Here is a 26569-nt window from a genome sequence, read left to right as displayed (position 1 = left end):
AATAAACTCGAAACTTGGCAAATAAACCCGAAAATTGCAAACAAACGCTTGAATTTGCAAACAAATTTTTGTTTGTGGAAATAAACAGAGAAGACCACGAATAATTCAGGACATGACCTGGGAACGAAAAAAAGGGAAATAGCGGGGAGGAAAGATGCATGCTGACAATAAACAATGTCGAAGTGATGTACGACAAGGTCATCCTTGTATTAAAAGGGATGTCAATGGTGGTGCCAAAAGGGAAAATTGTCGCTTTGCTCGGCAGCAATGGCGCCGGGAAAACGACCACTCTTAAGGCGATATCCGGCCTTCTGAAAAGCGAAAACGGTGAGGTGACGGATGGATTTATCGAGCTTTATGGCGAGCGCATTGATGTAAGCGATGCTGAAACCATCGTAAAGAAAGGCATTTTTCAGTGCATGGAAGGAAGACGCGTGTTCAAGCATCTTTCTGTTGAAGATAACCTGATCGCAGGTGCACATACCAGGAAAGACCGGAAGAATATTAAAGGCGATATCCAAAAAGTCTATCATTACTTTCCGAAGCTTGAAATGCTGAAGCACAGACAGGCCGGATATCTGTCAGGCGGAGAGCAGCAGATGCTTGCCATTGGCAGGGGAATCATGGCAAAGCCAAAGGTGCTGCTTCTCGATGAACCTTCATTAGGACTTGCCCCTCTATTAGTAAAAGAGATCTTCGGGATTATTAAAAAAATCAATGAAGAAGAGGGAACCACTATACTGGTAGTGGAGCAAAATGCCAATGTTGCCTTATCGATTGCCGATTATGGATACATCATGGAAAACGGCCGGATTGTGATGGATGGAACGGTGGACCGGCTTCTTTCCAATCAGGATGTGCGTGAATTTTATCTTGGAATGGGTGATAAGGGCCGGAAAAGCTATAAAGATATTAAATCTTATAAAAGAAGAAAGAGGTGGCTATAGTGGAAAAACTGAAGGAAGTAATTTACCATGCATATAAAAATGCAAGCGGATTTAAAAAGCGCCTTGATGATGCCTGTATTTCTCCAGGTGACATACAAACTTTAAAAGACCTGGAGAAAATCCCAGTGCTTAAAAAAGATCGATTGCCGGAATTGCAATCTGCAGATCAGCCTTTTGGAGGCTTTGCAGCTGTAAAGCCTAATGAGATGGAACGAATTTTTATGTCGCCAGGTCCGATTTACGATCCGCAAGCGACAGGCAAAGATTTCTGGCGATTCTCAGAAGCTCTCAAGAAGGCAGGCTTTGGTGAAGAGGATATCGTACAAAATACATTTTCCTATCATCTCTCACCGGCAGGCTTTATGTTTGACTCCGCACTTCGTGAATTAGGAGCAACTGTCATCCCTGCCGGAACCGGGAATCGGGAGCTGCAGATTCAGATTATGAAGGATGTCAGGGTAACCGGCTACGTGGGAACCCCGAGCTTCTTTAGCCTTTTGCTGGATTCCCTTGAAGAAAAGGGATGGAAGGCGGGAAAAGATGTTGTCGTGAATAGAGCCTTCTTTACTGCTGAAATGCTGACGGACCAAATGCGGAAAAGATGTGAAGACAATGGTATTTCCGTATATGAAGGATATGGGACTGCAGATTGCGGGTGTCTTGCTTATGAGGACAAATCGGGGCCTGGTTTAAGAATTACAGATTCTGCCATTGTTCAAATCTGCGACCCGCAGACTGGATCGGAAGTTACAGATGGAGAAGGAGAAGTGGTTGTCACTTTATTTGATAAAAGCTACCCGCTTATCCGCTTTGGCACAGGCGACCTTTCCCGCTGGGTTAAAGGGTATGAGGGGAAAAGAATTGCAGGAGTGCTGGGGCGTGTCAGTGATGGGATAAAGGTAAAAGGAATGTTTGTAAGAGAAAAACAGCTTGCGCAGGTATTAAGTGAAGCAGGGTTTCCGGTATTCCAGGCTGTGGTAACAAATGAGCAGGGGCAGGACCAGATTAAAATTTTCATAGAATCGGAAGAAGGATTAAACTCTCAGCTTGCCTCAAAAATCCAGAATGTGATAAGGGTTAAGCCGATTCTTGAATTAACAGTGTCAGGCTCTATTAAAAATGATGAAAAGAAGCTGGTGGATAAGCGCAACTACGAATTAAAGAGGGTGTAGTCTAAGGGGGCTGATTGAATCGGCCTTCTTTTTTATGAGGATTTGAATTAGTTAACTTTGATTAACGCCGAAAAAGGAGTGAAGGAGAGGGAAATGGCAGCTAATCAGGGGGATTAACGCCTAAAATAGGGCGAGGAAGAGGAAAATGGAAGTTAATCAGCCGGATTAATGCCGAAAAAGAGATGGTGAAGCGAAAAATGGTAGTTAATCATTTGGATTAATGCCGAAAAAGAGATGAGGAAGCGAAAAATGGTAGTTAATCATATGGATTAACGCCGAAACAGAGTTGGTGAAGAGAAAAATGGAAGTTAATTGGTGAAGAGAAAATGGCAGATAATCATACGGAGTCTTCAGCGACTGCCAAAAATATCAGGTAAAAATCCTCAAAATAAATCACCAGTGGCGCCGCTAATAAAAATTAACGGCCGCCATCCTGATTCTCACACTCCACCACTAGAAACAATCCTTTATAAAAGGGAGTCACATTCGTTATCTTCATTCCTGAATCCCTTATAGCCTGAAGTGTGTCTCGGTTCAGGTGGCAGCCGTCGCATATCCTTTTCCATAGAGGGTTGAGGGCTTCCTGGGCAAATGCGAGAGCGGGCTGCTCCATTTTCACATGTTCAAAGAATAGTATTTTTGCCTGTGGCTTGCAGACTCGTTTGATCTCTGTGAGTGCTTGTTCAGGATTTGGGATTGTGCAGAACACCAGAGTGGCAACTGCCGAATCAAATGTATTGTCCGCAAATTCAAGTTCTTCAGCAGACTGCTGGTGAATGAGAATAGGAACTGAAGCCACATTTTTCCGGGAAAGTGAATTTTCAATCATCGCTGGATTCGGTTCAATGGCATCAACCCGGTCAGCCTTTTTATATAAGGGGAAGTTAATGCCTGTACCGGATCCAATCTCGAGAACACGGCCACAAGCCATAGTAAGGATCTCGCTTCTGATTCTCTGGAATTTTCTTTTCTCAAGAGGCTGCATGGCCAGATCATATAGCGAAGGGAATAAGCTGCTCAAAAATCTCACTCTTTTCTTAATAGCTGTTTATTCTATTTTACCCTTTTCCCAAAACGAAACAAGCCGGCACCTCGATTGGAGAGGCCAGCTTTTAATCAGGGCATGCTGTCGAACATCTCGTTCAGCTTCTCATATGTGTCAGGATATTTTGCCTCATATTGAAGATAGGCTGGAACAGGGTAACGCACACCCCCTTTGTGGGTTTGCTTTAATCCATCTGCAAATTCATCTGCCATGGAAAAAGGAAAGGTGAAAGCCATTTCGTGATCATGCGTCTGACCGAAAACCCGGTCTCCATAGCACGGGAGGATTACCTGCGGCTTACCGGTTTGTATGGTCTTTATAACAATATCGGCGCAATCTGCCCGGGCTGTAAAAGTGGAAGTAATTTCGCCGCCCGTGTGATAAAGTGCGCCCGCCACCATTCTCATCACTTGTGCTGAATTTCCATATACAGTGATTACATCAGGTTCAAATGCTGCTCTTCCCAGAGGAGCCATCAGCACTGTACCGGCTTCCTCTTTTGTAAACTTGGGTACGGCCGCTTCGGTTAAGGAGCCAAGATCACAAGTCTTGGTGTACATCCCATCTGTTAAGTTTCCCTCTGAGTAATAATCGAGTTCCTCTTCAAACCCGAAAGCAATCTTGGCAATTGGGCATGACAAGTCTTCTTTGCCCATGGCAATCGACCAGCCATATCTTCTTGACATTGTTACCCCCTGGCAGATGCTGAAAGTTTTGCTAAAGTCTCTTGCCGGCCGCTTGACCCTGTCAGGCATAGAATCTTCCTTTTTCATAACCCTAATGGCAAGCGGAAAGGTGTCAGGACGCACATACGTATGTATCGCAGTTTCCAGATCAGATAGCTTTTGAGTGTGAATGGCTCCCTGCATTAAAATCCCTCCTTAAGATATAATAAGTATTCTATAGATTATATGGATCAACCTGCATAGTTAGGCGTTTATTTTTTTGTAAATATCAGTTGACATGAAACCAAAAGGTTTTATATTATTTAAAATGAAACCAAAAGGTTTTATTTCAATTGCAAAGGAGTTCAATTAAATGGAAACAATTCAGGATATTAAACAAACCGTAATACTTAATGCGCCTATCGAAAAAGTCTGGAAGAAAGTTTCTACATCAGAAGGAATCGAAGCGTGGTTTATGCCAAATGATTTTAAGGCTGAACTTGGCTATGAATTTCATATTCAGTCCCCATTTGGCCCGTCTCCTTGTAAGGTGACAGAATTGGATGAGCCAAACCGGCTATCTTTTAGATGGGATACGGATGGATGGTTTGTATCATTCATTTTAAAAGATTTGAGCGGCAAAACTGAATTTACGCTTATACATGGCGGATGGAAACAGCCTGATGAATTGGTTGAGAAAGCTGGACAAGAGAGTGCAGTAATCCGTGAAAGAATGTCTCAGGGATGGACTGGTATTCTCGCGAAGCTTGGCAAGGCTGTTGAGGAATAATGGGTGCTTCTGCCAGGAAACATGATGTGTTTCAGGCAATCGCCGACCCTACGAGAAGAGAGGTTTTAAGGCTGCTGGCTGAAAAAGAGCGCCCGATCTCAGAGATAAGCGCGCATTTCCCCATAAGCCGTACCGCCATATCGAAACATCTCCATATTCTCTCAGAAGCCCAATTAGTAAAAGGGGAAAAGGCGGGGAGAGAAAGAATTTACCATCTCCAGCCTCAGCCGCTGACTGAATTGAAGCAATGGCTGTCCTTTTATGAGCAATTCTGGAACAATAAGCTGCAAAAACTTAAATATCTAGTTGAAGAAGATGAATGATTTTCTGGAAAAAGAGCTTCCGCAGCTCTTTTTTCTTTTGAACGAAAATGAGGTCTTTCTTATAAAAGATATAATATAATAATATTTGTGTTTACTATTTTGTGAAGGAGTCTCAAGGATGTATCAGACGTTTACTATACAGGAGAAGATCAGGCAAATAACAATCATGTTAATTCCTATATTAATCACGCAGTTTGGCATGTTTGCGATGGTCTTTTTTAATACAATAATGTCAGGGAGATATAATGCTTCCGATCTTGCTGGCGTAGCGATTGGCTCCTCCATTTGGAATCCTGTCTTTACCGGGCTTAGCGGAATATTAATGGCTGTATCCCCAATTGCGGCTCAAGCGATTGGAGAAAAAAAGAACAAAGAAGTTTCATCTATTGTAAAAAATGGAATCTTATTGGGTTTCATCATTGCCTTTGCAGTCATTCTATTGGGTTCAGTTTTGCTTGACCCTCTGCTTAATAACATGAATCTGCCTGATGATGTGGAAGCAACAGCCCGTGGCTATCTTGTAGGACTCAGCTTTGGAATCATTCCTTTATTCATATTTAATGTTTTAAGATCTTTCATCTATGCACTCGGCAAAACGAGAGTTGTAATGGTGATTTTGTTTTGTTCGCTTCCAATTAATTTCTTTCTGAATTATGTCCTGATATTTGGCTATTGGGGATTTCCTGAATTGGGAGGAGCAGGAGGAGGGTATGCAACTTCTATTACTTATTGGTTCATCCTTGTCATGACTGCTTTTATTATAAAAAGGAAGGAGCCTTTTTCAGGCTATACGATATTCAGCGGTCTTAATGATTTTTCATGGGATAAATGCAAAGAAATCTTAAAGATTGGTGTACCCATGGGATTGTCCATCTTTTTTGAAACAAGTATGTTTGCTGTGGTGACCATCTTAATCAGTAAGTTTAATGTAACAACTATTGCTGCATATCAGTCTGCATTAAACATAGTTTCCTTCCTGTATATGATCCCAATCAGCATTTCCATGGCACAAACGGTGTTAGTCGGATTTGAAGTGGGGGCTGGCAGGTATAAGGATGCAAAATCATACAGCTGGCTGGGCATCTATCTGTCTATTTTAATTGCGCTGTTCACAGGCCTCCTGGTTGTATTTTTCCGCTATGAGGTTGCAGGCTTTTACTCTACTGATCAAGCGGTTATTGCCCTGACTGCCCATTTCCTGATTTATGCGCTGTTTTTCCAGATTTCCGATGCCATCCAGGCTACTGCACAAGCGGCTTTAAGAGGATATAAAGATGTGAATATATCTTTTGTTATCACACTGGTTTCTTATTGGCTGATCTGTCTGCCTGCTGGTTATGTTCTTGCACACTATACAGACCTTGGCGCAACTGGTTACTGGCTTGGCCTTACGTTTGGGCTTCTTGCTGCAGGTGTTTGTCTTTCAATCAGGCTCTTTTATATCCAGAAGAGAAAATTTATCATCGAAGAAATCAGGGAAGCAGGCTAAAGCCGTCTATCCGCTTATTGCGGCATGGGCGGTTTTTTTTGTTGACTTTTTTTTTGACATATTCCTGACATATTGCACCGTTATAGTAAAGTCGAGGTTAAGGATGCTTGGCCTTCAAAATGATCAGGAGGTATAGTAATGAAAAAAACAATCATTGGTTTTAGCCTTGCAGGTTTATTACTTGCAGGGGGATATGCAACAACATCTTTTGCAGCAGATACAGAAGCTTATGCAGAAAAAGGCGAGTTAAGCTGGAAATTTAAAAGCAGGGGGTTTGGCCATCATGGCAGGGGGGGTACCAATGACTCTGAATCTATCCTTCAAAGGGCTGGAGAGCTCGGCATTCAAACAGAAGGAAAAGATGCCGAAACTTTAATTGGGGAAATCCGGGAAGCTGAAATTCTGAAAGAAGCGAAGGAGCTTGGGATAAAAACGGATGGAAAAGACACTGAAGACCTTATGGAGGAAGTAATGCTTGCTAAGCTGAAAAAGGAAGCTGCAGAATTGGGCATCAAGACAGAAGGAAAAGATGCAGAAGCTCTCCATGAAGAAATCGGTTCAGCAAAACTGAAAGAGGAGGCCAATGAACTGGGAGTGACGACTGAAAACAAAGATTTGGAGACCTTAAAGAAGGAGATTCAGACAGCTTCTTTGAACAAGCAGGCAAAAGAGCTTGGAATTTCTCCTGATGGCAAAGACCTGCAGACTCTAAAACAAGAGATATTCACAGCATCCGTAAAAAAAGAGGCTGAAAAGCTTGGAATCTCCATAGAAGGCAAAGATATCAGGGAAGCTGCACAAGAGGTCTTTTCCGTGAAGGTCAAAAAAGAGGCGAAGGAACTGGGCATATCAATAGATGGGAAATTCATTCAGCAAATTGCTCAAGAGGTTAGGGAGAAAAAAGTGGCTAATCTCGCTAAGGACTTAGGTATTTCCACAAAGGATAAATCAACAGCAGATCTTCTGGCAGAAATAGAAGAGAAGGACAGTGCTAAATTACAGGACGTTCTCGGAGAAACTTTTATGGGGATTAAAGGATTTGGCAAAAAGGAAATGAAAGGCAATCATGGGCATGGAAAAGATAGCAGCATGGAACAGCGGGCATCTAAAGAAGATCCAGCTGATATAAGTACAGATTCAGGCTCTATGTAATAAGTTTTAAAAAATCCCCGTGTACAAATCCGGGGATTTTTCTGTATAGTTAATTTATTGGAGGAAGGTAAAAATGAAAAAAATCCTTATAGCAGAAGATGAATTAGCTATTTCTAAGGTTTTAAGCGCCTATTTGCAGCGAGAAGGATTTGAAGTTTTAACAGTATATGACGGCACCAATGCCCTTGAGCAATTTTTCAGTCACTCCCCTCACCTTGTGATCCTGGATATTATGATGCCAGGCATGGATGGATGGAGTGTTCTTGAAAAAATTCGTGAAAAAAGCGCATGTCCTGTCATCATGCTTACAGCGCTGGGGGATATTGATTACAAATTGAAGGGCTTGAATACAGGTGCAGATGACTATATTTCAAAGCCTTTTATCGGGGATGAGGTTATCGCACGTGTGAATGCCGTATTAAGGCGATCAGCAAATGTGTACACGGATGAACATATAAAACAATATGGAAGCTTAACGATAAATTTTGATGCTCATACCATTTTCCTGAATGGCAAGGAAGTAAGTTTGACTCCGCGAGATTTATCTTTGATTTTGTTTTTGGCTGAAAGGCCTAACAGAACTTTCACCAGGGATCAGTTGATTGAACATGTCTGGGGGATGGATTATGACGGAAGCGACCGTGCTGTCGATCTGGCCGTAAAGAGGGTACGGCAGGCATTAACGGACTGGCCCGAAACTGAAGGTGAAATCAGGACTCTCAGAGGAATGGGGTACCAATTCCATGTTTATGAAAAATAACAAAAGAACATCCCTGCTCCGCTATTGGACAACCCGCTATCTTTTTACACTTGTCATCGGCCTTATCATACTGGCAGCGGGATCTATGTGGTGGATCAGGCAGACAACACTTGAAAACCGGCTGAATTTGCTGCAGTATGTTGCTGTTGAAACAGCAGATCGTGTCGTTCAGCAGGACGGAAGCATTGAATTTGATCCATTTTTTAACAGAATGCTGGAGGAAAGAGCGAAGCTGCTGGAATTTAAGTTTGATCCCCAGGTTTTCATAAGTGATTTAAATGGCCAGGTATTATATAAAAAATCTGGACGTATGCAAAGAAATAACCAGGCTGGTCCCAATCTCGGAACTCTGCCTGCAGATATGCTTGAAAATCAAAAGAACGTCCAAAAATTGAATACACAGGGTGGGCAAGCGGTTTATGCGGTCAAGTCGGAGATATCATTCGATAATAACCAGGTGGGATGGGTCGTTGTGATCCAAAGCGCAGATGATTTGACGAACGTAAATCAGGAATATTCCCTGTTATTTATCATGCTCACAGGATTGGGTCTTCTCGGATGGAGTGTCATTTATTTTCTATCCAGGAAAATTTCGAGGCCCATTCAGGAAGTAGCTCAAGCTGCCTCGAAAGTCAGCGAAGGAGACTATAAAATCGACCTCAAAGCCAGGGCTAATGAGGAAGAGATTCATAATTTAATCATTTCGTTTAAAGAAATGGCAGAGCGGCTAATGCACCTTGAAAAACTAAGGGCAGAATTGCTGGCTGGGGTCACACACGATTTAAAAACACCTGTCACATCTATAAGCGGTCTAATTCAGGCAGTGCGTGATGATGTTGTAAGCGGTGAAGAAAAAGAGGAGTTTCTTGATATTTCCCTAAAAGAAGTCAGCCGTTTGCAGAAAATGATTGAGGATTTACTCGATTTTAATTCACTTTCGGCTGGTGCCTTTTCAATTAGGCCTGAAAACTGTGATATGAATAAGCTCGTTAATGATATTGTGAGGCAATGGGCTTTAGCACAGAAAGGCAATTTTCACTATAGTGTGGAAGTGCCCGCTGAAACCATATGCAGATCAACAGACCCGTACCGTCTGCAGCAGGTTATGATTAATTTATTGAATAATGCTTATCATGCCATTGATGAAGATGGCAGCATTACTGTTATTTTAAGTGAAAGATATATTGAGGTACATGATAATGGATCGGGAATAGCCGAAGAGGAGCAGCCTTATATTTTTGAGCGTTTTTACAGGGGTGAACAGAAGAAGCTTAAAGTAAGAGGGCTTGGCTTGGGGCTTCCATTCAGCAAACTGCTGGCTAATGCTCTGAACGCAAATTTATTTTTAAAAGAAAGTTCGGCAAAAGGCACTGCATTTGCGATTAAGTGGAATGAAGAAGGGTAGGTATAAGCGGGGAGGATTTGCATGCCTATTCTTTTTTGGGGGTGAATAAAAACGGTGCATGCGAAAAATTAGATAGATTTTGTCTGTTTCGAAGCATTTTCAGCAGCTATGCTATATGGATTTTATTATCTTCGATAAGGTTTTCCCACCAGCACATACATTTTTGACTCCGAACTAACCTCGAGGATAGAATATTATTGTTCTTTAAATAGATGACTAGACAGCAATGATTTATTAGATAAGGAGGACATTTATGGAGACTAATTCTTCTAAGTATGAAATAAATGTGAATGGATCTCTGTTTGATTGGGATCTGGATAATGCAACGTTTAAATTCGAAAATGACGAAGTGGTAGTGTTTTGGGTAAACACAGCTTTTAAGACTCTCCTGGACTCCATTGAGGAAATCTCTGGTGAAAAGTCAGCCGAGCTTGTTCTTGAAACCGCTGGCTACAGGACAGGAAAAATTGTCAGCAAATTTTATTTGGAATCGAATAAAGAAAAAGAAGACATTATTAATCATTTACCCAATATGTATTTAACTGCCGGATGGGGAAAAACAGATATTGCATCCTTTAGCCTCGATGAAAAGAAGGCGATCATTCGTGTTAAAAATGGGTGGGAGTATAAGATTAATGTGGAACAAAAAAAAGAAGCAGAAGGCACTTTTTTGCCTGGACATTGGGCAGGGGTGCTCAGCGGCCTGTTTGAAACAAATATATGGTATAAAGTGAAACAAAGCCAGGTTAAGGGGGATCATTATTCCGAATACGAATTTTTTGAGTCCGACATTACGCCCTCCCAGAATATCAGTGCCTTGATTAAAGAGCAGAATCAAAGCGCCCAGAAAAAGCTGGAAAAGGAAATTGCTGAGCAGACCAAAGTAATGTCTGAAATTATTAAAGAGATATCTTCTCCTATAATTCCAGTGATCGATTCCATTCTGGTCATTCCTTTAGTGGGAAGATATGAAGAGCTGAGGGCGGAGGAACTGCTGAACAGAACATTACTGAATCTTCCCCGGTATAAAGCAGAGTATTTAATATTGGACTTAACTGCTTTAAAGGGTGTTGATCAATATACTTTAGATTTTCTGCAGAAATTCGTAAAAGCAGCTTCCCTATTGGGCACAAACTGCATTTTTGTCGGGATTTCACCCGAACTTAGCCTGCAAATCATCGAGAGCGGAAACAAGGAAACACAAATTCCATGTTTTTCAGTTCTGCAGCAGGGAATCACCCACGCGTTAGATCAGGTAGGATTACAAATTTCTCCAAAAAAATAAAGAGTAAAAACCAGCATTTAGGGCTTATGCTGGTTTTTTACTGCATATTAATGTAACTAGCCTTTGACAACATTACCTTCGGCTGGTATCGGATGAGCTTTTAACATTCTAGCAAAATGGAGTAAATTATAGGCCATTATTTTGGCATGCTCTCTTGTGAAGTCATTGTCATAGCCCTTTGCTTCAATAAAGGATGGTCCGGGGCCAGCCTCACCAACCCAATAGGTGTCAACGTTTGGAGGGATGGTGAATCCCATATGGGAAAGTGAATATAACACGGAGCGGGAAACTTGTTTGGCTCCATCTTCATTGCCGGTCACCACAACACCGCCAACCTTGTTGTAAAAAATATACTGTCCTTTTTCATTTGTCAGACTGCTTCCTCCATATAATCTTTCGATTACTTTTGTGGTGATGCTGCTCTGCTCGCCAAGCCAGATGGGAGAACCAACGATAAGGATATCTGCCTCTTCAACCTTCTTAAAAATATCCGGCCATTCATCCTCCTGATCTACAGCTTCAGAAGTAATACCGGAACCAATTTTAAAGTCTGCAGCTGTAACAACCTCTGTTTTCACTTCCGTTTTATCAAAAAATTTAACAACCTCATCTATAAGTGCACCGGTATTGGAAGGTTCACTGCTTTTTTTTAGTGTACAGTTTAAAACTAAAGCCTTAATTGACATGTTTCATACAACTCCCTTTCTATTATTCACTACTCTTAATTCCCTGTGCTCAGGAGCAAAAACAATCTAAATGAAGGAAATGTGATAAATTCAACGAATTACATAATTTTGTGCGAGATTGGAGGGACTGAAATGATCTATGAAATGACGGTTCAATTCCGGGTGCTGGATATGAAAGAGGGACTGTTGTGGTATGAAACATTGCTTAATAAAAAACCTGATCTCATTCCGCATGAAGGATTTGCAGAATGGGAACTCATCACAGGGTGCTGGCTACAGATAGCTGTGGGTTCACCCAGTATAGGAAGCGGTCCAATTAGGCTTGGGGTGCCTGATCTTGAGCAGGAACGTGAAAGACTAATCACAGAATTAAAAATAACACCATTTGAAATCCATACGAGAAAAGAAGTCCCTGTTAAGTGGGCTACATTTGCTGATCCATGGGGAAATAGAATTGGATATTTTGAATATATCGATAAGCATGAGAAAGAAATCCAAATAAAAAAGGTAAACAAAGAAGACTGGGGGAGATGACTGCTATGGATCATCGTTATACAGAAAGAGAAGGTTATTTTGGAAGCTTGACATAAAAAGGAGGACATAATGAAGATACGAAAAATGAACCATTCAGAGCCCCCTCCAATGAATCTGCTATTATTGGCAGATCCTTCAATTGAATTTATTAAAGATTATGTAAATCGAGGGGAAACATATTTTGCTGAAATAAACGGAGAAGTAGTCGGCGTTTATATCCTTCTAGCCACAAGACCAGGAACTTGTGAGATTATTAATATTGCCGTTAGTGAAAAATATCAGGGTGAGGGCATCGGCAGAAAACTTCTTGAGCATGCAATAGAGCTTGCGTTTCAAGGTGAATATAAGACCCTTGAAATTGGAACGGGGAATTCAAGTATTGGCCAGCTGGCTTTTTACCAAAAATGCGGTTTTAGAATCACAGGGGTCGACAGAGATTTTTTTGTGAGGCATTACAAAGAAGATATCATTGAAAATGGAATCCATTGCCGGGATATGATCAGGCTGTCTATGGATTTGCAATGAAATTGCCCCAAATGATTAGGAACAGCAGTGAAAAGGGCAGACTAAAAGCTGATTTCATGAATGTTATGCTGTAATATGTTACGTTAAAGTTAGAACAGTCAGAAAAGGAGTGTTTGGTTTTGCGTGAAAAGGAAGTTTTAAAGGAAGAAATCCTGAATGCCTATCAATTCAGGCATGCGACAAAGGAATTTGATCCAAATAAAGAAATCCCCGAGGAAGATTTCCGATTTATATTGGAGACAGGCCGACTTTCACCAAGTTCATTTGGTTTTGAACCATGGCGTTTTGTGGTTGTTCAGAACCAGGAGCTCCGTGAGAAAATTAAGAATGCCTCCTGGGGAGCATACGGGAAACTGCCTGAAGCTAGCCACTTTGTTTTAATCCTGGCAAGAACGAAAAAAGATACAAAATATGATTCCCGCTATCTGCAGGATCATTTTAGAAATACCCTGGGCATGCCGGAAGAAATGATGGACAAATATCTGCAGCGGATTGAGGAATTCCAGAAGTCCGATTTTGATCTGCTGGAAGGAGATCGCCCACTCTTTGATTGGGCCTGCAAGCAAAGCTACATTGCACTTGGGAATATGATGACCGCCGCTGCACAAATTGGTATAGATTCCTGTCCCATTGAGGGGTTTGACATTGAAAAAATGAATAAGCTCCTGAATGAGGAAGGCTTGCTTGAAGAAGGAAGCTTCGGACTGTCGGTAATGTGTGCCTTTGGATACAGAGTGAAAGACCCAAGACCAAAAGCGCGCAGACCATTCGATGATATTGTAAAGTGGATTGATTAGGAAAAGAGCATTGGCTCTTTTCCTTTTTTTATTGTTTAAAAAAGGAAATTGGTATTATAGCTAGAAAAACTAATAAGAAAAGCTCCTAATTTAGAAAGGATTTTATATATGAAGATAACGAAAGAAAAATTTCAGAACACAAGCAGATGGGTAAAAAGAAATGCAAGACCGCTTGAATCTGCTTTATGGTCGTACCATTTTGAGGATCGTAATGATGAAGGGGTAATAAAATGTGTAGAAGCGTTTCAGAATGAAGACGGGGGATTTGGCCATGGCATTGAACCTGATTTCTGGTCACCTTACTCGTCACCGATGGCTTCCTGGGCTGCCGGTCAAATCTTAATGGAAATTGAAGCAAAACCCGAGTTGAAAGTTGTACAAAAACTAGTAAATTATCTAGAACACAGCTATATCCATGAGAATAAAATGTGGCCATCTGTGATGACTTCAAACAATGAGTACCCACATGCTCCTTGGTGGCATTGGACAGAGAATATCCAGGATAATTGGGCTTATAATCCAAGTGCAGAGCTTGCAGGGTTCTTATTGCATTGGTCGCCACCTGGAAGCAGTGCTGCTGAAATAGGATGGAAAACCGTAAAGAATGCAATTGCATATTTAATGGAAGTTGATGAAATGGATAGACATGAAATAAACAATTTTCAGCAGTTGGTAAAGCTAATGTCGAAGCAGGAATCTGAATTTGATTCAAGACTTAATTACCCGCTCAAGGAGACGGCTGAAAAAGTGAATGCTCTTGCTTACAAAGCTGCCGGGAAGAATAAATCAGAATGGGCAGAAGGCTATGTAGCCACTCCCTTGGATTTCGCTGAGCAGCCAGAAGATTCACTTTCTATGAGATTTGGAACGTCAATAGATGATAATCTTGATTTCTATATTGAGCAGCTCTCAAATGAAGGAACTTGGGACATTCCCTGGAGCTGGGGACAATATGAAAATGAATTCCAGGTTGCAAGCAATCATTGGAAAGGAATACTTGCTGTTAAGCGGTACAAAATATTGGATTCTTTTGGAAGGCTTGACGTTAAATAAATGAGGTGAAAAATTATGAATCTAGTGATGAAAAGTGACTTAGCTGAGAGATTGGACAAGTCAGAGACAAGTGTGCTGCTCTCCAGATTGACGGCAATTAAAAATCGGGATGGAAACCCAATGGGCGTGGAAATTAAAAGGATTGGCGGGACAACCGCTTTCGCTGCCAGGAATATTCCGGGTCCATCCTTCAATCTTGTAAAAGGATTTAACGCAGCAGATGCCGAAGCTCTGGATCAAATTATTGATTTCTATCAGGGAAAAAGAATTCCCATACGATTGGAGATTACACCTTCAAACGGATCCTCAGATTTACTGAGGATCCTTCATCAAAAAGGGTTCTATCAATGTGATTTCCATACCACTTTGTTTGCGGAACCTTCAGATCTTGTGGACATTCCCATTAATGCCGATATTGATATACGCAGGATGCAAAGAAGCGACTTTGATCTTTTCGGTGAGCTATATACAAAGGGGTTTGGAATGCCTGGATTCCTTAGCCAAGGAATAGCTGAAAATAATGAGGTTCTTTATGACAATAGAAACTGGTCCTTTTATCTTGCCTTTGTAAACAATGAACCAGCTGGAATAGGTGTTATTTATATCATAGAAAAGGCAGCGAATCTTGCGGCTGCGGCTGTTTTGCCTGCTTTCAGAAACAGAGGGGTCCACAGCGCGCTTATTCAAGCCCGAATCTATCAGGCGATTACACAAAATTCAGAGCTTGTGACAGGTCAGGCAAGGTTTGGTTCGGCAAGCCAGAATAATATGGAAAAAGCAGGTTTGAAAATTGGATATACAAAAGCAATCTGGGTAAGGGAATAAAACTATGCATAAAGGCAGGATGGTGCCAAATGGAGCTTAAAATACATACCAGGAAAGCAGCTATCGGGGATATTCCCCAGCTTGCAAGCTTAATGGGGGATCTGGGCTATCCGGTGTCGAAAGAGCTGATGGAAAAGAGGCTTAATAACATCGGTGCACATCCTGATTATTATTCATTAGTGGCTTGTCTAGAAGATAAAGTAATTGGAATGGCTGGATTCCATACAGGTCTTTTATATAATACTGACGGCATTCATATCCGAGTTATTGCTTACAGAGGGATGGGTGCAGGTAAGAAGCTGATGCAGGCTGTTGAAAATTTTGCAGAACAATTGGGGGCTGCCGGAATTGTACTAAATAGCGGAAACAGGACTGAACGCGAAGACGCTCATCAATTTTATATTAGTTTAGGCTATCAGGCAAAGAGTACTGGGTTTGTGAAAACCCTTCATTAGAAAGCGGAATCCATATTAAGTATTTATTGGAGCCGTCTTATAATGAAGTGAAGGAATAGGAAAACCAGGCTGTTTAAGCAGCCTGGCTTTTATCAAGAAGCTTTTACATCCATCTGTTTTGCCGAATCCGGCTGTTGCCTGTCAGTTTTGCTTAGAAGGATGCCCAGTGCAGTACCTGCTGCAGCTGGTACAACCCATTCCATTCCAACCGATGCGAAAGGCAAAACTTCCCTAAGGGATTGAAGGGCTCCGAGATTAAAGCCAAAGGTGCTTAAACCTCCCAGCGCTGCAAATACTATAGTGAATAATAGCGCACTCCCGTAAACTTTTCGCGGATTTCGGAAAAAGCCATTAAAGAAGCTCAGCGTAATCAGCACAATGGTTAAAGGATAAGCTGTTACCAGGAAAGGAACAGATACTTTGAGAATTTGATTTAACCCAAGATTTGATAAGGTAAAACCAATCAAGGTTACGGCACTGATGACTAATTTATAGCTTACCTTTGGCAGCAGCTTTGAGAAATATTGTCCGCAGGCTGATGTTAAGCCTACTACAGTCGTAAAACAGGCAAGAGTGAAAATTGCACCTATGAATGTCGTTCCAGCTCTTCCGAATAACAGGGTAGCGGCAGATGATAAAATGGCTGTCCCGTTTTCAAAAGTGCCGTTCGCAGCTATTTTAGCTCCTAATAAACCAAGGGAAATATAAACGGCTGCCAGCAGCACACCAGCTATTACTGCAGCTCTTAGTGTATAGAGGGATAATTGCTTTTCGTCATGTACACCTTTTTTCTGGATGGCAGTAAGAATGACAATTCCAAAGGCAAGGGCGGCAAGGGCATCCATTGTGTTATAGCCTTCAAGGAAACCCTTAAAGAATGCGCCGCTGTCATAACCGCCAGATGGAGCCAGCTGCTTTGTGTCGAAATTCATGATTGCAGCTGTACAAAGGATAACAACCGACAGCAGCAGAACAGGAGTAAGCCAGCGGCCTATAAACCTTTCCATTTTGGCCGGATTTAAACTGACAACATATACAAGCAAGAAAAAGACTGCGGAATACGTAAACAATATTAGTGATAGGTTCCATGAATCATTAATAAATGGCATGACACCCATCTCGAAAGCAACACCTGCATTTCTGGGAATAGCCAGGAAAGGACCAATGGATAGGTAGATGATAACCATAAATAAAGTGCCGAAAAGAGGATGAACCCGGCTGGCAATCGCTTCAATTCCACCCTTTGCCATGGAGATGGAAAGCAGTACAATAAATGGCAAGCCTACAGCAGTCAGAATAAAACCTGTAATCGCAAGCCAAAAGGAGGTACCTGATAAAGCACCAAGGTAGGGAGGGAATATTAAATTACCTGCTCCAAAAAACATTGAGAATAACATGAGACCGATAAAAAAGTTGTCAAATTTCTTCATAAGCTGCTCAAACTCCTTTTTTTAAAAATAAAAAGACCCGTCCCCAGAAAGGGACGAGTCTATACTCGCGATACCACCCTAATTCCGCAGTTCAAAAAACTGCAGCACTCAGCTGCGTACAATCATACGCGTTCCATTGTAACGGCGGAAAACCCGTCAAAGCTTACTGTATTTCAGCTTTGCATCTCAGAGATGATCTTCGGATCAGGTACTGGACACCGGATTTCACCATATGCCGGCTCTCTTTGGAACAGCATTCCTGTCTTACTCTTCTCTTCAGCGATTTATTATTTGAAAATAATTTATCAGATAAGTTTAGATTAGTCAATATTTTTTGTTAATTAAAATAACTTTTCGCGGTAAAAGCGTTAAAGCAGACGGTTACTGAGTGTATATTTTCTATAATTACCGAGAAAAGTAAATTCTTGTTTAACAGAGCAAGAAAAAGAGGTAGATAATAAATACACCAATGGAGAGTTAGGATATCATTATTAAAAATGGAAAAAATATGTTTTGAGATTGGAAAGACTAGGAGACATTCATGATAAGAATACAAGCTGTTAACAAGAAAAATGAACTGAAACAGGATATTACTTTAGAGAGGCTGAAAGCTGAGTGGGAAAGCTATAAGTGGTTTTGGGTTGATTTTGATCAGCCAACCGAGGAGGAAACTGCTGAACTCGACAAGACTTTTCACTTTCACCCCCTGGCAATAGAGGATTGTGTTGTCAAACTCCAGCGCCCCAAAATGGACTATTATGAAGACTATAGTTTTTTTGTCACCCATAGCCTAAATCATATTAACGAAGATAAACAGGAAATTAACTTTTTTATTGGCTCAAATTACATAGTATCCTACCATCATGAACTCTCCAGGGAAATGAATGATGTTTGGGAAAGGCTTAGCTTAAGTAAGAAGATTAGTAAATGGGACCCTTACCTGGTCATGTACCACATCATTGATAAAATAGTGGATAATTACTTTCCTATCGTTTATCAGCTGGAAGATCGTTTGAGTCTCATTGAAGATAACCCAAATGATGAAACGATGGAAGAATTATTGGAGAAGTTATTTGATATCCGCCATCATTTATTGCAGATAAGATATACTGTGATTCCGATGCGGGATTTAATATACCGTGTCATTAATTCCCATAGGCTTAAAGGTTTAAAGGAAAGATACGAATACTTTGCTGATATTCATGACCACTTATTGAAATTGACTGAAATGATTGATGGAAACAGGGAATTGACGAACGATATCCGTGACAGTTATTTATCGATCAACTCCCATCAGACGAATCGGGTAATGAGAGTCCTTACCGTGATAACAACCATTTTCATGCCCTTAACTTTTATAGCGGGCATATATGGGATGAATTTTGAAAACATGCCGGAATTATCGTGGAAATATGGATATTTTGAAACACTGTTATTAATGTTTATTATTGCCTTAGGCATGTTTTGGTGGTTTATGAAGAAGGGCTGGTTCAGATAAAGCGTTAAAGGCAGAATGCATTTAATGTGCATCTGCCTTTTATTGGTGTGAGCCACTGAAATTTTTAGCGGAAAGCCATGAGTTCGAAAGGTGTGCCATAATATTATTCCTTTATAATCTGATACAGTTTTAACATATCATTTCTGCCGAAGATTTTCGGCACAGGATACAAGGGATTGGCTTCCTTTAAGGCACGTTCAGCCATTACGGGAATGTCACTGTCTATTATTCCACTCACCTTTTGGGGGATCCCCATTTTATGGTTGAGGGATTTTATGCTGCTTATAAAGCTCTTTGAATTTTCTTCAGCTGAAGCTCCCGGATCACCTTTGCCCGCCGCCATTGCGAGTTCATCTAGGGGTTCCCAGACTGCCTCGCCGTAATGCTCCAGTACATATGGAAGAATGATAGCATTAGCCAAACCATGAGGAACAGAGTAAAATCCTCCCAGCGTATGGGCGATAGCATGAACATTGCCTACATAGGACCTGGTAAAAGCCAGTCCTGCCAGATAAGCAGCTTTTTGCATACGGGCTCTTGCCTCCAGATTTTCGCCATTCTGATATGTTTCGTAAAGATTATCATAAATCAGCCGGACTGCATCTATGCTCAACTTTCTCGTCTCTGCTGTACTGCTTCTCCCAATGTAGGCTTCGATGGCATGGGTGAGTGCATCCATACCGGTTGCAGCCGTTATATGAGGAGGCAATTTTATCGTAATCAAGGGATCTAAAACTGCATAATGCGGAATTAGACAAAGATCAATAATGGCGTATTTCTCATGTGAACGGCTGTCGGTAATGACCGCTGCAACAGTGGCCTCACTTCCTGTACCTGCTGTAGTCGGGACTGCAAAAAGGGGAGGTAGCTTTTTTCTCACTTTAAATTGGCCTTTCATTTGCGGGATGCTTTTCTCAGGCCTCACAACTCTTGCACCAACGCCTTTAGCACAATCCATCGGTGAACCCCCGCCAAAGGCAAGAATACCCTGGCAATTATTCTTCATGTATTCTTCAAGTGCTTCTTCAATATTAGTAATTGTCGGATTTGGAACCGTTTTATCATAAATATAAAATTCAATATTCCACTTCTGTAAATTTAATAGCAAACCATCCATCAGCCCAAGAGAAGTGATGCCGCTGTCTGTTACAATCAAAATTCTGCTTATGCCTGTTTTCTTAATAATATCGGGAAGTTTGTCCAGGCTATTAGCGCCTTCTAAAAGTTCCGGTTCCCGCCAGGGTAAAAGAGGCGATACCAGCTTGAAGGTTTTCTGGTACATTCGGCAGTATGCATTGTACATTTCCTTACCTCCAAATATTCGTCTGAAAATTCTAATATTATAATTAATATATACCTTTATGTTTTAGGTGATGTCAATATGCTCAATCAAAATATTCCAGTTTCTGCTTCAATCCGTAAGATTGACAGCAACGTGAGTATATTTTATAATTATCTTGGATTCGAGATAAATTAATTCGAGGCATTCAGTTGTTTTTCTGATTGAGAAAGAAATTTTATCTTGAAGTGAAAATATTTGATTTAAAATGAGTTTCATAGATTGAATTTTGGTTACATTAATGAGAAAGAGGTGTGATAGTGAACAAAGCCATAAGTGGAATTCATCATATCAGTGCGATCGTCGGCCACCCTCAGGAGAATATCGATTTTTATGCAGGTGTTTTAGGATTGAGGATGGTCAAGCAGACTGTGAATTTTGATGATCCCGGCACCTACCACCTGTATTTTGGCAATAATGAAGGGAAGCCGGGGACAATCATTACATTTTTCCCATGGGCAAATGCCTTCCAGGGAGAGATTGGGGATGGCCAGGTCGGCGTCACCTCCTATGCGATTCCCAGGGGTGCTCTTGAATTCTGGAAAGACAGATTTAAGAAATTTAAAATTTCTTACACAATGGAAAAAAGATTTAGTGAAGAATCAATAAGATTTCAGGATCCTCACGGTCTCGTATTGGAAATGGTGGAAAGAGATGAGGGTGAGACGAATATTTGGACATTTGGAGGAATTACTCCTGATGTTGCAGTAAAGGGCTTTGCAGGGGCGACTCTTTATTCATCCCAGCCGGAACAGACAGCACATCTGCTTGAAAGTGTTATGGGTCTTGAACGCATTGGGGAAGAAGGAGAAATAATCCGGTTCCAATCCTCAGCCCCAATCGGCAATGTCATAGACCTGAAAAAGACTTCCGGCAAGCGAGGCCGGATGGGTGTCGGCACTGTCCATCATATCGCCTGGCGGGCTGAAGATGATCAGGATCAATTGGAGTGGCGGGAATATGTGAGGTCAAATGGCTATGGGGTAACACCAGTCAGGGACCGGAATTATTTTAATGCCATTTATTTTCGGGAGCACGGGGAAATTCTTTTTGAAATTGCAACTGACCTGCCAGGATTTGCACATGACGAATCACCCGGTGAAATGGGGGAGAAGCTGATGCTTCCTGAACAATATGAGAATATGAGAGATCGCATCGAGCGAAAATTAATCCCTATTGAAGTCAGGGAACTGGAATAAAGTGAAACTTCAATCAGTGGGGGTTTTCCTTATCCCCCACTGATTGTAAGTTGAGGCCCACAGGAAGTGGGTCACAAAGACGTTGCCATAGGATGTGGCGTTGTTAGTCTTTGTCCTTCTTTCGGGCCTTTACGGGCAGTTTGACCCCCATATCCTCCTTTGATTCCTTTGAGTCTTGAAGTGGGGGTCATACTGCCCGTTAGACTGCGATAAAACAAAGAGAGGAAGATACGATGAAACATATTTTTCAAAAAGGAAAAGATCCTTCCAAGCCTGTATTATTGCTGCTTCACGGAACGGGAGGTACAGAAACTGACCTGCTTCCGCTTGCAGGTCATATTGATCCGGAGGCTTCTGTTCTAAGTGTGCGCGGTAATGTACTGGAGAATGGGATGCCAAGATTTTTCCGCAGGCTGGCAGAAGGTGTCTTTGATGAAGAAGATCTGCTTTTTCGCACAAAAGAATTAAACGGCTTTTTAGATGAAGCCGCACAGAAATACGGTTTTGAACGAGACAACATTGTGGCAATCGGCTATTCAAATGGAGCTAATATTGCAGGAAGCTTATTATTTCATCATGAAAACGCCTTAAAAGCAGCGATTCTGCATCACCCAATGGTTCCAAGGCGTGGTGCTGAATTGCCCGATCTCAGCGAAACATCAGTATTTATCGCGGCCGGGACCAATGATCCGATTTGTCCTGCAGAAGAATCCACTGATTTACAGTCATTATTGGAAAGTGCAGGAGCGAAAGTCGAGCTTCACTGGGAAAGTTTTGGCCATCAATTAACCATGGGTGAAGTTCAGGCTGCAGCCCGCTGGTATAAACAAATATAAAAAAGTTAATCTAATGAATTATAAGGGAAGAGAATGAAAGAATAGGGAGTGCTATCATGGGTATCCTATCAAGGTTATTTGGAAATTCACCTAAAAAGGAGACGATTAATATGGAAAATGTAAAATTAGCCGTTGTTTTTTACAGCATGGGCGGAACAAACTATCAATTGTCTAAATGGGCGGAGGAAGGCGGCAAAGAAGCTGGTGCGGAAGTTAAAGTTTTTAAGGTTCCGGAACTGGCGCCGCAATCTGCTATTGAAGGCAATCCGGCATGGAAAGCAACTGTCGAGGCTACAAAGGATGTGCCTGAAATTAAAGCGGATGATCTTGAATGGGCAGATGCCATCATATTCAGTGTGCCTACCCGTTTCGGCAATATGCCTTCGCAAATGAAGCAGTTCCTTGATACAACTGGCGGCCTTTGGGCAAAAGGAAAGCTTGCGAATAAAGCAGTCAGTGCGATGACATCAGCCCAAAATCCACATGGCGGGCAGGAAGCAACGATTCTTTCTCTTTACACCACGATGTATCATTGGGGAGCGATTGTAGCTGCTCCGGGTTACACCGATCCGGTTCTTTTCGGAGCAGGCGGCAATCCATATGGAACAAGCGTAACGGTTGATCAGGATGGAAAAATGATTGAGGATGTAAAAGAAGCTGTTAAGTATCAGGCAAAAAGGACTGTCACTGTTGCTGAGTGGATTAAAAAGGGAAATCAATAATATAGTTGGAGCAATTGTTTTCAATTGCTCCCTTTACATATAAAGGGGAGAAATGGCGGATGCAGAATGAAATAATAACAAAGCGGGAGATTGCCTCCATCAGGAAAGTAAAATTACAGAAACATAGCCCTATTCATGCAGCAGGTCCTGTAATAGAACCGGGAAATTGGGAAAAGTATGACCCCTTTCTGCTGATGATGGAAGATAAGTTTCAAAAGGGAGCGTTTGACGTTCATCCCCATCGCGGGATTGAGACGGTAACTTATGTCATTGAAGGGGCCATTGAGCACTATGACAGCCATTCCGGTGAGGGCGGTGTGTTAGGTCCTGGTGATGTTCAATGGATGACAGCAGGGAGCGGTGTCGTTCATAATGAAGTGCCATCTGAAGGAATTACTGCCCATTCGCTGCAGCTGTGGATCAATCTTCCACGGGAAAAGAAAATGACAGCACCAAGATACCAAAACCTTAAAGGCAGTGAAGTACCTGTCCGGGAGGAAGAGGGTGCAGTTTTTAAAGTCTTCTCCGGTTCCTCTAGAGGAGTTGTATCACCAACCTTAAATCATGTGCCTGTCACAATGGTTGAAGTAAGGATGGAAAAAGGGGCTGCAGCTTCACAGGAACTGCCTGGCAGCTACAAAGGCTTTATTTATATTATAGAGGGCAGCGGTATTTTTGGAGAAAATAAAGTTCACGGGGCCAATGGCCAGGCCCTTGAATTGGGGGATGGCGGGAACGGTGAAAGCGAAATAGCCGTTAAAGCCGAAGAGCCATTGCGTTTTCTGCTATATGCAGGTGAGCCGGTCAAAGAACAGGTTGTGGCCCGTGGACCGTTTGTCATGAATACGGAAGAAGAAATACGGACCGCTTATAAGGAATATATGAATGGTACCTTTCTAAAATAAGATACGGGTCAGGAGCAGTCTAAGGCTGCTCTTTTTTGATGCGAGCCATGGCTGGCAATCAAAAAAGGAGACATTCTGCATAGTATAAATTACCAGGTTACTTCAATGATAAAATACTATATTTTTTAATTAACTATATTCATTGAGGGTGAACCTATGGAGCCGAGTTCCATCCCTGCAGATCCGTTCATAAAACGCAGGAGAAATAAAGTTTATTTATCCATAAATAAGAAATTTGTCATAAGTCACCTGATTTCTCTATTATGGATGGCTTTTTCTATATATCTATCATTGCCCTGGCTGAAGGATCTATCAGACATTGTCACACTCCCGATCAGCATTCTTATTATTGGGGGTATTGCCTATGTACCGGGCTATATGAATGCCTTTCTGTTGATGAGCCTGCTTTTGGACAGGCAGCCATCTTTTAAGAATCCGGATCCTGATAAGGAAGTGACATTGCTGGTAGCCGCCTTCAATGAAGAAAAAACAATCTTTCAAACGTTAAGCTATGTGGCAGGCCAGGACTATCATGGGAAGATTAAGGTCATCGTTATAGACAATCGTTCTACAGACAATACTCACCTTGAAATAGTAAGAGCACAAAAAGAGCTTAACCTTGCGATTGATATTTTGAAGGAACCAAAGACCGGGAAATTCCATGCATTAAATAAAGGCCTTCAGCATGTGACAACAGAATATGTTATCACACTTGATGCAGATACCCTGCTGCACCCTTCAGCTGTCCGCTTTTTAGTATCACGCATGGAAAGCAGTCCTGAAGAGGTGTGTGCGGTGGCGGGCTCGATGCTTGTACGCAATAGCCGGGAAAACCTTTTGACGAAAACACAGGAGTGGGACTATTACCTGGGTATAGCCTCAATAAAAAGACTGCAGGGGTTATATCAGGGAACACTGGTTGCACAGGGGGCTTTCAGTTTATACAAAACTGACTCCGTCCGCCAGGTAAATGGCTGGCCAGATGCCATTGGCGAAGATATTGTATTGACTTGGAGGCTGCTTCAGAAGGAATGGAAAGTATATTTTGAGCCGCTGGCTGCAGCTTTTACAGATGTTCCTTCTACGTTATCCCACTTTGCAAAGCAAAGATCAAGGTGGGCAAGGGGAATGATTGAAGGCCTGAATGAAATCAAGCCATGGAATCAGCCGCAAATATACACAAAATATTTAACAGGTGTTAACCTGGTTATGCCATATCTGGATATGGTGTATACTTTTTTCTGGATTCCCGGATTAATGCTTGCGTTCTTCGGCTACTTCTGGATAGTTGGCCCGATGACCTTGTTTGTGCTGCCGCTTACCATGTTAAGCTACGGAATCTTATACATGTATCAAAAGCATTATGTGTTTAAAAATCTGAATCTGAAAGTCAGAAAGAATATTTTAGGATTCTTTACGTTTATCCTGTTCTATCAAATGATCATGTCACCCATATCTGTATGGGGGTACCTTCAGGAACTTTTCAAATCAAAACGAGTCTGGGAATGATCCTTCGCTGTTTAAAGGGCGAAGGTTTTTGTTTTTTTATGCACATTTTCCTCAATCCTTCTTATAATATTGAAGAAAAAATAATCGAATAGTCCTTTTTTATTGCTTTTGGTTTGGGTTGGAGATAAAATGTTTACCAAAGTAAACTTTTTAAGTTAGGCGCATATACTTATAGTAATTTGGCATATATATTTTTTTAACGCAAAAGTTGCCCTGGAGAAACTTTTTGGCAATAGAGAAAAAGGAGAGAGTGAAATGTCGCAGGAAGTATTATTTGCATTAGGTCTTACTTTGTTTGCCGGCTTAGCGACAGGTATTGGCAGTTTAATGGCTTTTTTTACTTCTAGAACGAATACTAAGTTTTTATCATTGGCACTTGGCTTTTCCGCAGGAGTGATGATTTATGTCTCCATGATTGAAATCTTTGTAAAAGCCAAAGATGCCCTTGTAGGAGCATTAGGTCAAGTAAGCGGAAACTGGGCAACTGTTGGAGGTTTTTTTGGGGGGATCCTCCTTATTGCAATAATTGACCGGTTTATTCCTAAAAAGGATAATCCCCATGAAGTGAGGACAGTTGAAGAAATGAATGATTCCGGAAACACCGTCAAGGATCCGGCACTCTTAAAAATGGGGACCTTCGCGGCATTGGCGATTGCGATTCATAACTTCCCGGAAGGAATTGCAACATTTACTTCTGCACTCCAGGATCCTTCGCTTGGAATCGCCATTGCGGCGGCCATTGCCATTCATAATATACCAGAGGGGATTGCTGTCTCAGTTCCTGTCTATTATGCCACAGGAAGCAAGAAGAAGGCTTTTAAACTCTCATTTTTATCAGGGCTGTCAGAGCCGGTTGGCGCATTAGTGGCCTACTTGATTTTAATGCCATATTTAAACGATGTCATGTTTGGTGTCATTTTTGCCGCAGTTGCCGGAATAATGGTGTTCATTTCACTTGATGAATTATTGCCGGCTGCCAAGAAGTATGATGAAGCTCATACTTCCATTTATGGTCTTGTGGCAGGGATGGCCGTCATGGCGCTCAGTCTGCTGCTGTTTATATAACAAAGAAGCAGTCTCCCGCACTGGTGCATGTGTGAGGGAGACTGCTTTTTTTAAAAGATAAGAAAGTATATAATTTTTGAACGCCGATTACTGTCTAGCTCCACAAGGAACGCTTCGACAGCATCATCATCGCACGGCTAAAAGCGTTAGCTTTTAGG

At 41.7% G+C, this 26569-nt stretch carries 27 protein-coding genes and 1 other annotated feature; of the genes, 22 read left to right on the top strand and 5 right to left on the bottom strand.

The window, feature by feature from the left end; translation table 11 throughout:
- The first annotated feature begins 158 nt into the window (after positions 1-158).
- Positions 159-947 (top strand): ABC transporter ATP-binding protein, encoded by a 789-nt coding sequence (locus tag CE058_RS17515; RefSeq protein ID WP_035329545.1) that lies wholly within the window; start codon positions 159-161, stop codon positions 945-947.
- Positions 947-2119, top strand: a complete 1173-nt coding sequence (locus tag CE058_RS17510) for a phenylacetate--CoA ligase family protein (protein WP_163144367.1) — start codon at positions 947-949, stop codon at positions 2117-2119. The genes CE058_RS17515 and CE058_RS17510 overlap by 1 nt, the downstream gene beginning before the upstream one ends.
- Positions 2120-2537: 418 nt before the next feature.
- Here CE058_RS17510 and CE058_RS17505 read toward each other — a convergent pair whose 3' ends face one another.
- Entirely contained in the window at positions 2538-3140 is a 603-nt protein-coding gene (locus CE058_RS17505) for a class I SAM-dependent methyltransferase (protein ID WP_163144365.1), read from the bottom strand.
- Between the two features lie 95 nt (positions 3141-3235).
- The gene (locus CE058_RS17500; protein ID WP_163144364.1) at positions 3236-4033 is read right to left on the bottom strand and encodes a DUF169 domain-containing protein; all 798 of its coding nucleotides are present in this window, start codon (positions 4031-4033) and stop codon (positions 3236-3238) included.
- A 169-nt stretch (positions 4034-4202) separates the two neighbouring features.
- On the opposite strand from CE058_RS17500, the gene CE058_RS17495 reads away from it, so the two are divergent.
- The 7 genes from CE058_RS17495 to CE058_RS17465 all read left to right on the top strand — a co-directional run bounded on the left by CE058_RS17495 (position 4203) and on the right by CE058_RS17465 (position 11033).
- Entirely contained in the window at positions 4203-4619 is a 417-nt protein-coding gene (locus CE058_RS17495) for an SRPBCC family protein (protein ID WP_163144362.1), read from the top strand.
- Complete coding sequence (locus tag CE058_RS17490) at positions 4619-4942, top strand: ArsR/SmtB family transcription factor (RefSeq protein WP_048009924.1); 324 nt, start codon at positions 4619-4621, stop codon at positions 4940-4942. The genes CE058_RS17495 and CE058_RS17490 overlap by 1 nt, the downstream gene beginning before the upstream one ends.
- Positions 4943-5060: 118 nt before the next feature.
- Positions 5061-6431 carry an MATE family efflux transporter gene (locus CE058_RS17485; RefSeq protein ID WP_163144360.1) on the top strand — a complete coding sequence of 457 codons (1371 nt, stop codon included), beginning with the start codon at positions 5061-5063 and terminating at the stop codon, positions 6429-6431.
- Between the two features lie 138 nt (positions 6432-6569).
- On the top strand, positions 6570-7583 hold the full coding sequence (locus tag CE058_RS17480) for a hypothetical protein (RefSeq protein WP_163144358.1): 1014 nt from the start codon (positions 6570-6572) through the stop codon (positions 7581-7583).
- Between the two features lie 73 nt (positions 7584-7656).
- Positions 7657-8343: a response regulator transcription factor gene (locus CE058_RS17475; protein WP_163144356.1), complete on the top strand. Its 687-nt coding sequence runs from the start codon at positions 7657-7659 to the stop codon at positions 8341-8343.
- Complete coding sequence (locus tag CE058_RS17470) at positions 8327-9748, top strand: sensor histidine kinase (protein ID WP_163144354.1); 1422 nt, start codon at positions 8327-8329, stop codon at positions 9746-9748. The genes CE058_RS17475 and CE058_RS17470 overlap by 17 nt, the downstream gene beginning before the upstream one ends.
- A gap of 253 nt (positions 9749-10001) precedes the next feature.
- Positions 10002-11033, top strand: coding sequence for an STAS domain-containing protein (locus CE058_RS17465; RefSeq protein ID WP_163144352.1), 1032 nt, complete (start codon positions 10002-10004; stop codon positions 11031-11033).
- Between the two features lie 56 nt (positions 11034-11089).
- Here the strand turns inward: CE058_RS17465 and CE058_RS17460 are convergent, their stop codons facing one another.
- The gene (locus CE058_RS17460) at positions 11090-11719 is read right to left on the bottom strand and encodes a flavodoxin family protein (RefSeq protein WP_048009929.1); all 630 of its coding nucleotides are present in this window, start codon (positions 11717-11719) and stop codon (positions 11090-11092) included.
- 132 nt (positions 11720-11851) lie between these two features.
- On the opposite strand from CE058_RS17460, the gene CE058_RS17455 reads away from it, so the two are divergent.
- The 6 genes from CE058_RS17455 (at position 11852) to CE058_RS17430 (ending at position 15908) form a co-directional block, all read left to right on the top strand.
- Positions 11852-12253 carry a VOC family protein gene (locus CE058_RS17455; RefSeq protein WP_163144350.1) on the top strand — a complete coding sequence of 134 codons (402 nt, stop codon included), beginning with the start codon at positions 11852-11854 and terminating at the stop codon, positions 12251-12253.
- 69 nt (positions 12254-12322) lie between these two features.
- Positions 12323-12778: a GNAT family N-acetyltransferase gene (locus CE058_RS17450; protein WP_163144349.1), complete on the top strand. Its 456-nt coding sequence runs from the start codon at positions 12323-12325 to the stop codon at positions 12776-12778.
- A 119-nt stretch (positions 12779-12897) separates the two neighbouring features.
- Complete coding sequence (locus tag CE058_RS17445) at positions 12898-13575, top strand: NAD(P)H-dependent oxidoreductase (RefSeq protein WP_048009932.1); 678 nt, start codon at positions 12898-12900, stop codon at positions 13573-13575.
- 108 nt (positions 13576-13683) lie between these two features.
- A complete protein-coding gene (locus tag CE058_RS17440; RefSeq protein WP_163144347.1) occupies positions 13684-14628 on the top strand; it encodes a hypothetical protein in 945 nt (314 codons plus the stop codon).
- Between the two features lie 15 nt (positions 14629-14643).
- A complete protein-coding gene (locus CE058_RS17435; protein ID WP_048009934.1) occupies positions 14644-15453 on the top strand; it encodes a GNAT family N-acetyltransferase in 810 nt (269 codons plus the stop codon).
- 29 nt (positions 15454-15482) lie between these two features.
- The gene (locus CE058_RS17430; RefSeq protein ID WP_163144345.1) at positions 15483-15908 is read left to right on the top strand and encodes a GNAT family N-acetyltransferase; all 426 of its coding nucleotides are present in this window, start codon (positions 15483-15485) and stop codon (positions 15906-15908) included.
- A gap of 92 nt (positions 15909-16000) precedes the next feature.
- Here CE058_RS17430 and brnQ read toward each other — a convergent pair whose 3' ends face one another.
- The gene (gene brnQ, locus CE058_RS17425; RefSeq protein WP_163144343.1) at positions 16001-17338 is read right to left on the bottom strand and encodes a branched-chain amino acid transport system II carrier protein; all 1338 of its coding nucleotides are present in this window, start codon (positions 17336-17338) and stop codon (positions 16001-16003) included.
- A 46-nt stretch (positions 17339-17384) separates the two neighbouring features.
- Positions 17385-17627: a binding site (T-box leader), on the bottom strand.
- Positions 17628-17879: 252 nt separating this feature from the next.
- On the opposite strand from brnQ, the gene corA reads away from it, so the two are divergent.
- Entirely contained in the window at positions 17880-18836 is a 957-nt protein-coding gene (gene corA, locus CE058_RS17420; protein ID WP_163144341.1) for a magnesium/cobalt transporter CorA, read from the top strand.
- A gap of 103 nt (positions 18837-18939) precedes the next feature.
- Here corA and CE058_RS17415 read toward each other — a convergent pair whose 3' ends face one another.
- Entirely contained in the window at positions 18940-20139 is a 1200-nt protein-coding gene (locus CE058_RS17415) for an iron-containing alcohol dehydrogenase (protein WP_163144340.1), read from the bottom strand.
- A gap of 296 nt (positions 20140-20435) precedes the next feature.
- On the opposite strand from CE058_RS17415, the gene CE058_RS17410 reads away from it, so the two are divergent.
- From CE058_RS17410 to zupT, 6 genes are all read left to right on the top strand, one after another.
- Positions 20436-21374 (top strand): ring-cleaving dioxygenase, encoded by a 939-nt coding sequence (locus tag CE058_RS17410; protein ID WP_163144338.1) that lies wholly within the window; start codon positions 20436-20438, stop codon positions 21372-21374.
- 233 nt (positions 21375-21607) lie between these two features.
- Entirely contained in the window at positions 21608-22210 is a 603-nt protein-coding gene (locus CE058_RS17405; RefSeq protein WP_163144336.1) for an alpha/beta hydrolase, read from the top strand.
- A gap of 110 nt (positions 22211-22320) precedes the next feature.
- The gene (gene wrbA / locus CE058_RS17400; protein WP_163144334.1) at positions 22321-22932 is read left to right on the top strand and encodes an NAD(P)H:quinone oxidoreductase; all 612 of its coding nucleotides are present in this window, start codon (positions 22321-22323) and stop codon (positions 22930-22932) included.
- A 59-nt stretch (positions 22933-22991) separates the two neighbouring features.
- Positions 22992-23837 carry a pirin family protein gene (locus CE058_RS17395; RefSeq protein WP_163144332.1) on the top strand — a complete coding sequence of 282 codons (846 nt, stop codon included), beginning with the start codon at positions 22992-22994 and terminating at the stop codon, positions 23835-23837.
- Positions 23838-23993: 156 nt separating this feature from the next.
- A complete protein-coding gene (locus tag CE058_RS17390) occupies positions 23994-25346 on the top strand; it encodes a glycosyltransferase family 2 protein (RefSeq protein ID WP_163144330.1) in 1353 nt (450 codons plus the stop codon).
- A gap of 255 nt (positions 25347-25601) precedes the next feature.
- Positions 25602-26411, top strand: coding sequence for a zinc transporter ZupT (gene zupT / locus CE058_RS17385; RefSeq protein ID WP_163144328.1), 810 nt, complete (start codon positions 25602-25604; stop codon positions 26409-26411).
- Positions 26412-26569: the final 158 nt, after the last annotated feature.

Origin of the sequence: Bacillus sp. 22-7, assembly GCF_010628845.1 — a bacterium.
In the GTDB taxonomy this organism is placed as follows: domain Bacteria; phylum Bacillota; class Bacilli; order Bacillales; family Cytobacillaceae; genus Cytobacillus; species Cytobacillus firmus_B.
Note: the sequence above shows the minus strand (reverse complement) of the source record. Positions and strands in the feature narration are given on the sequence as shown.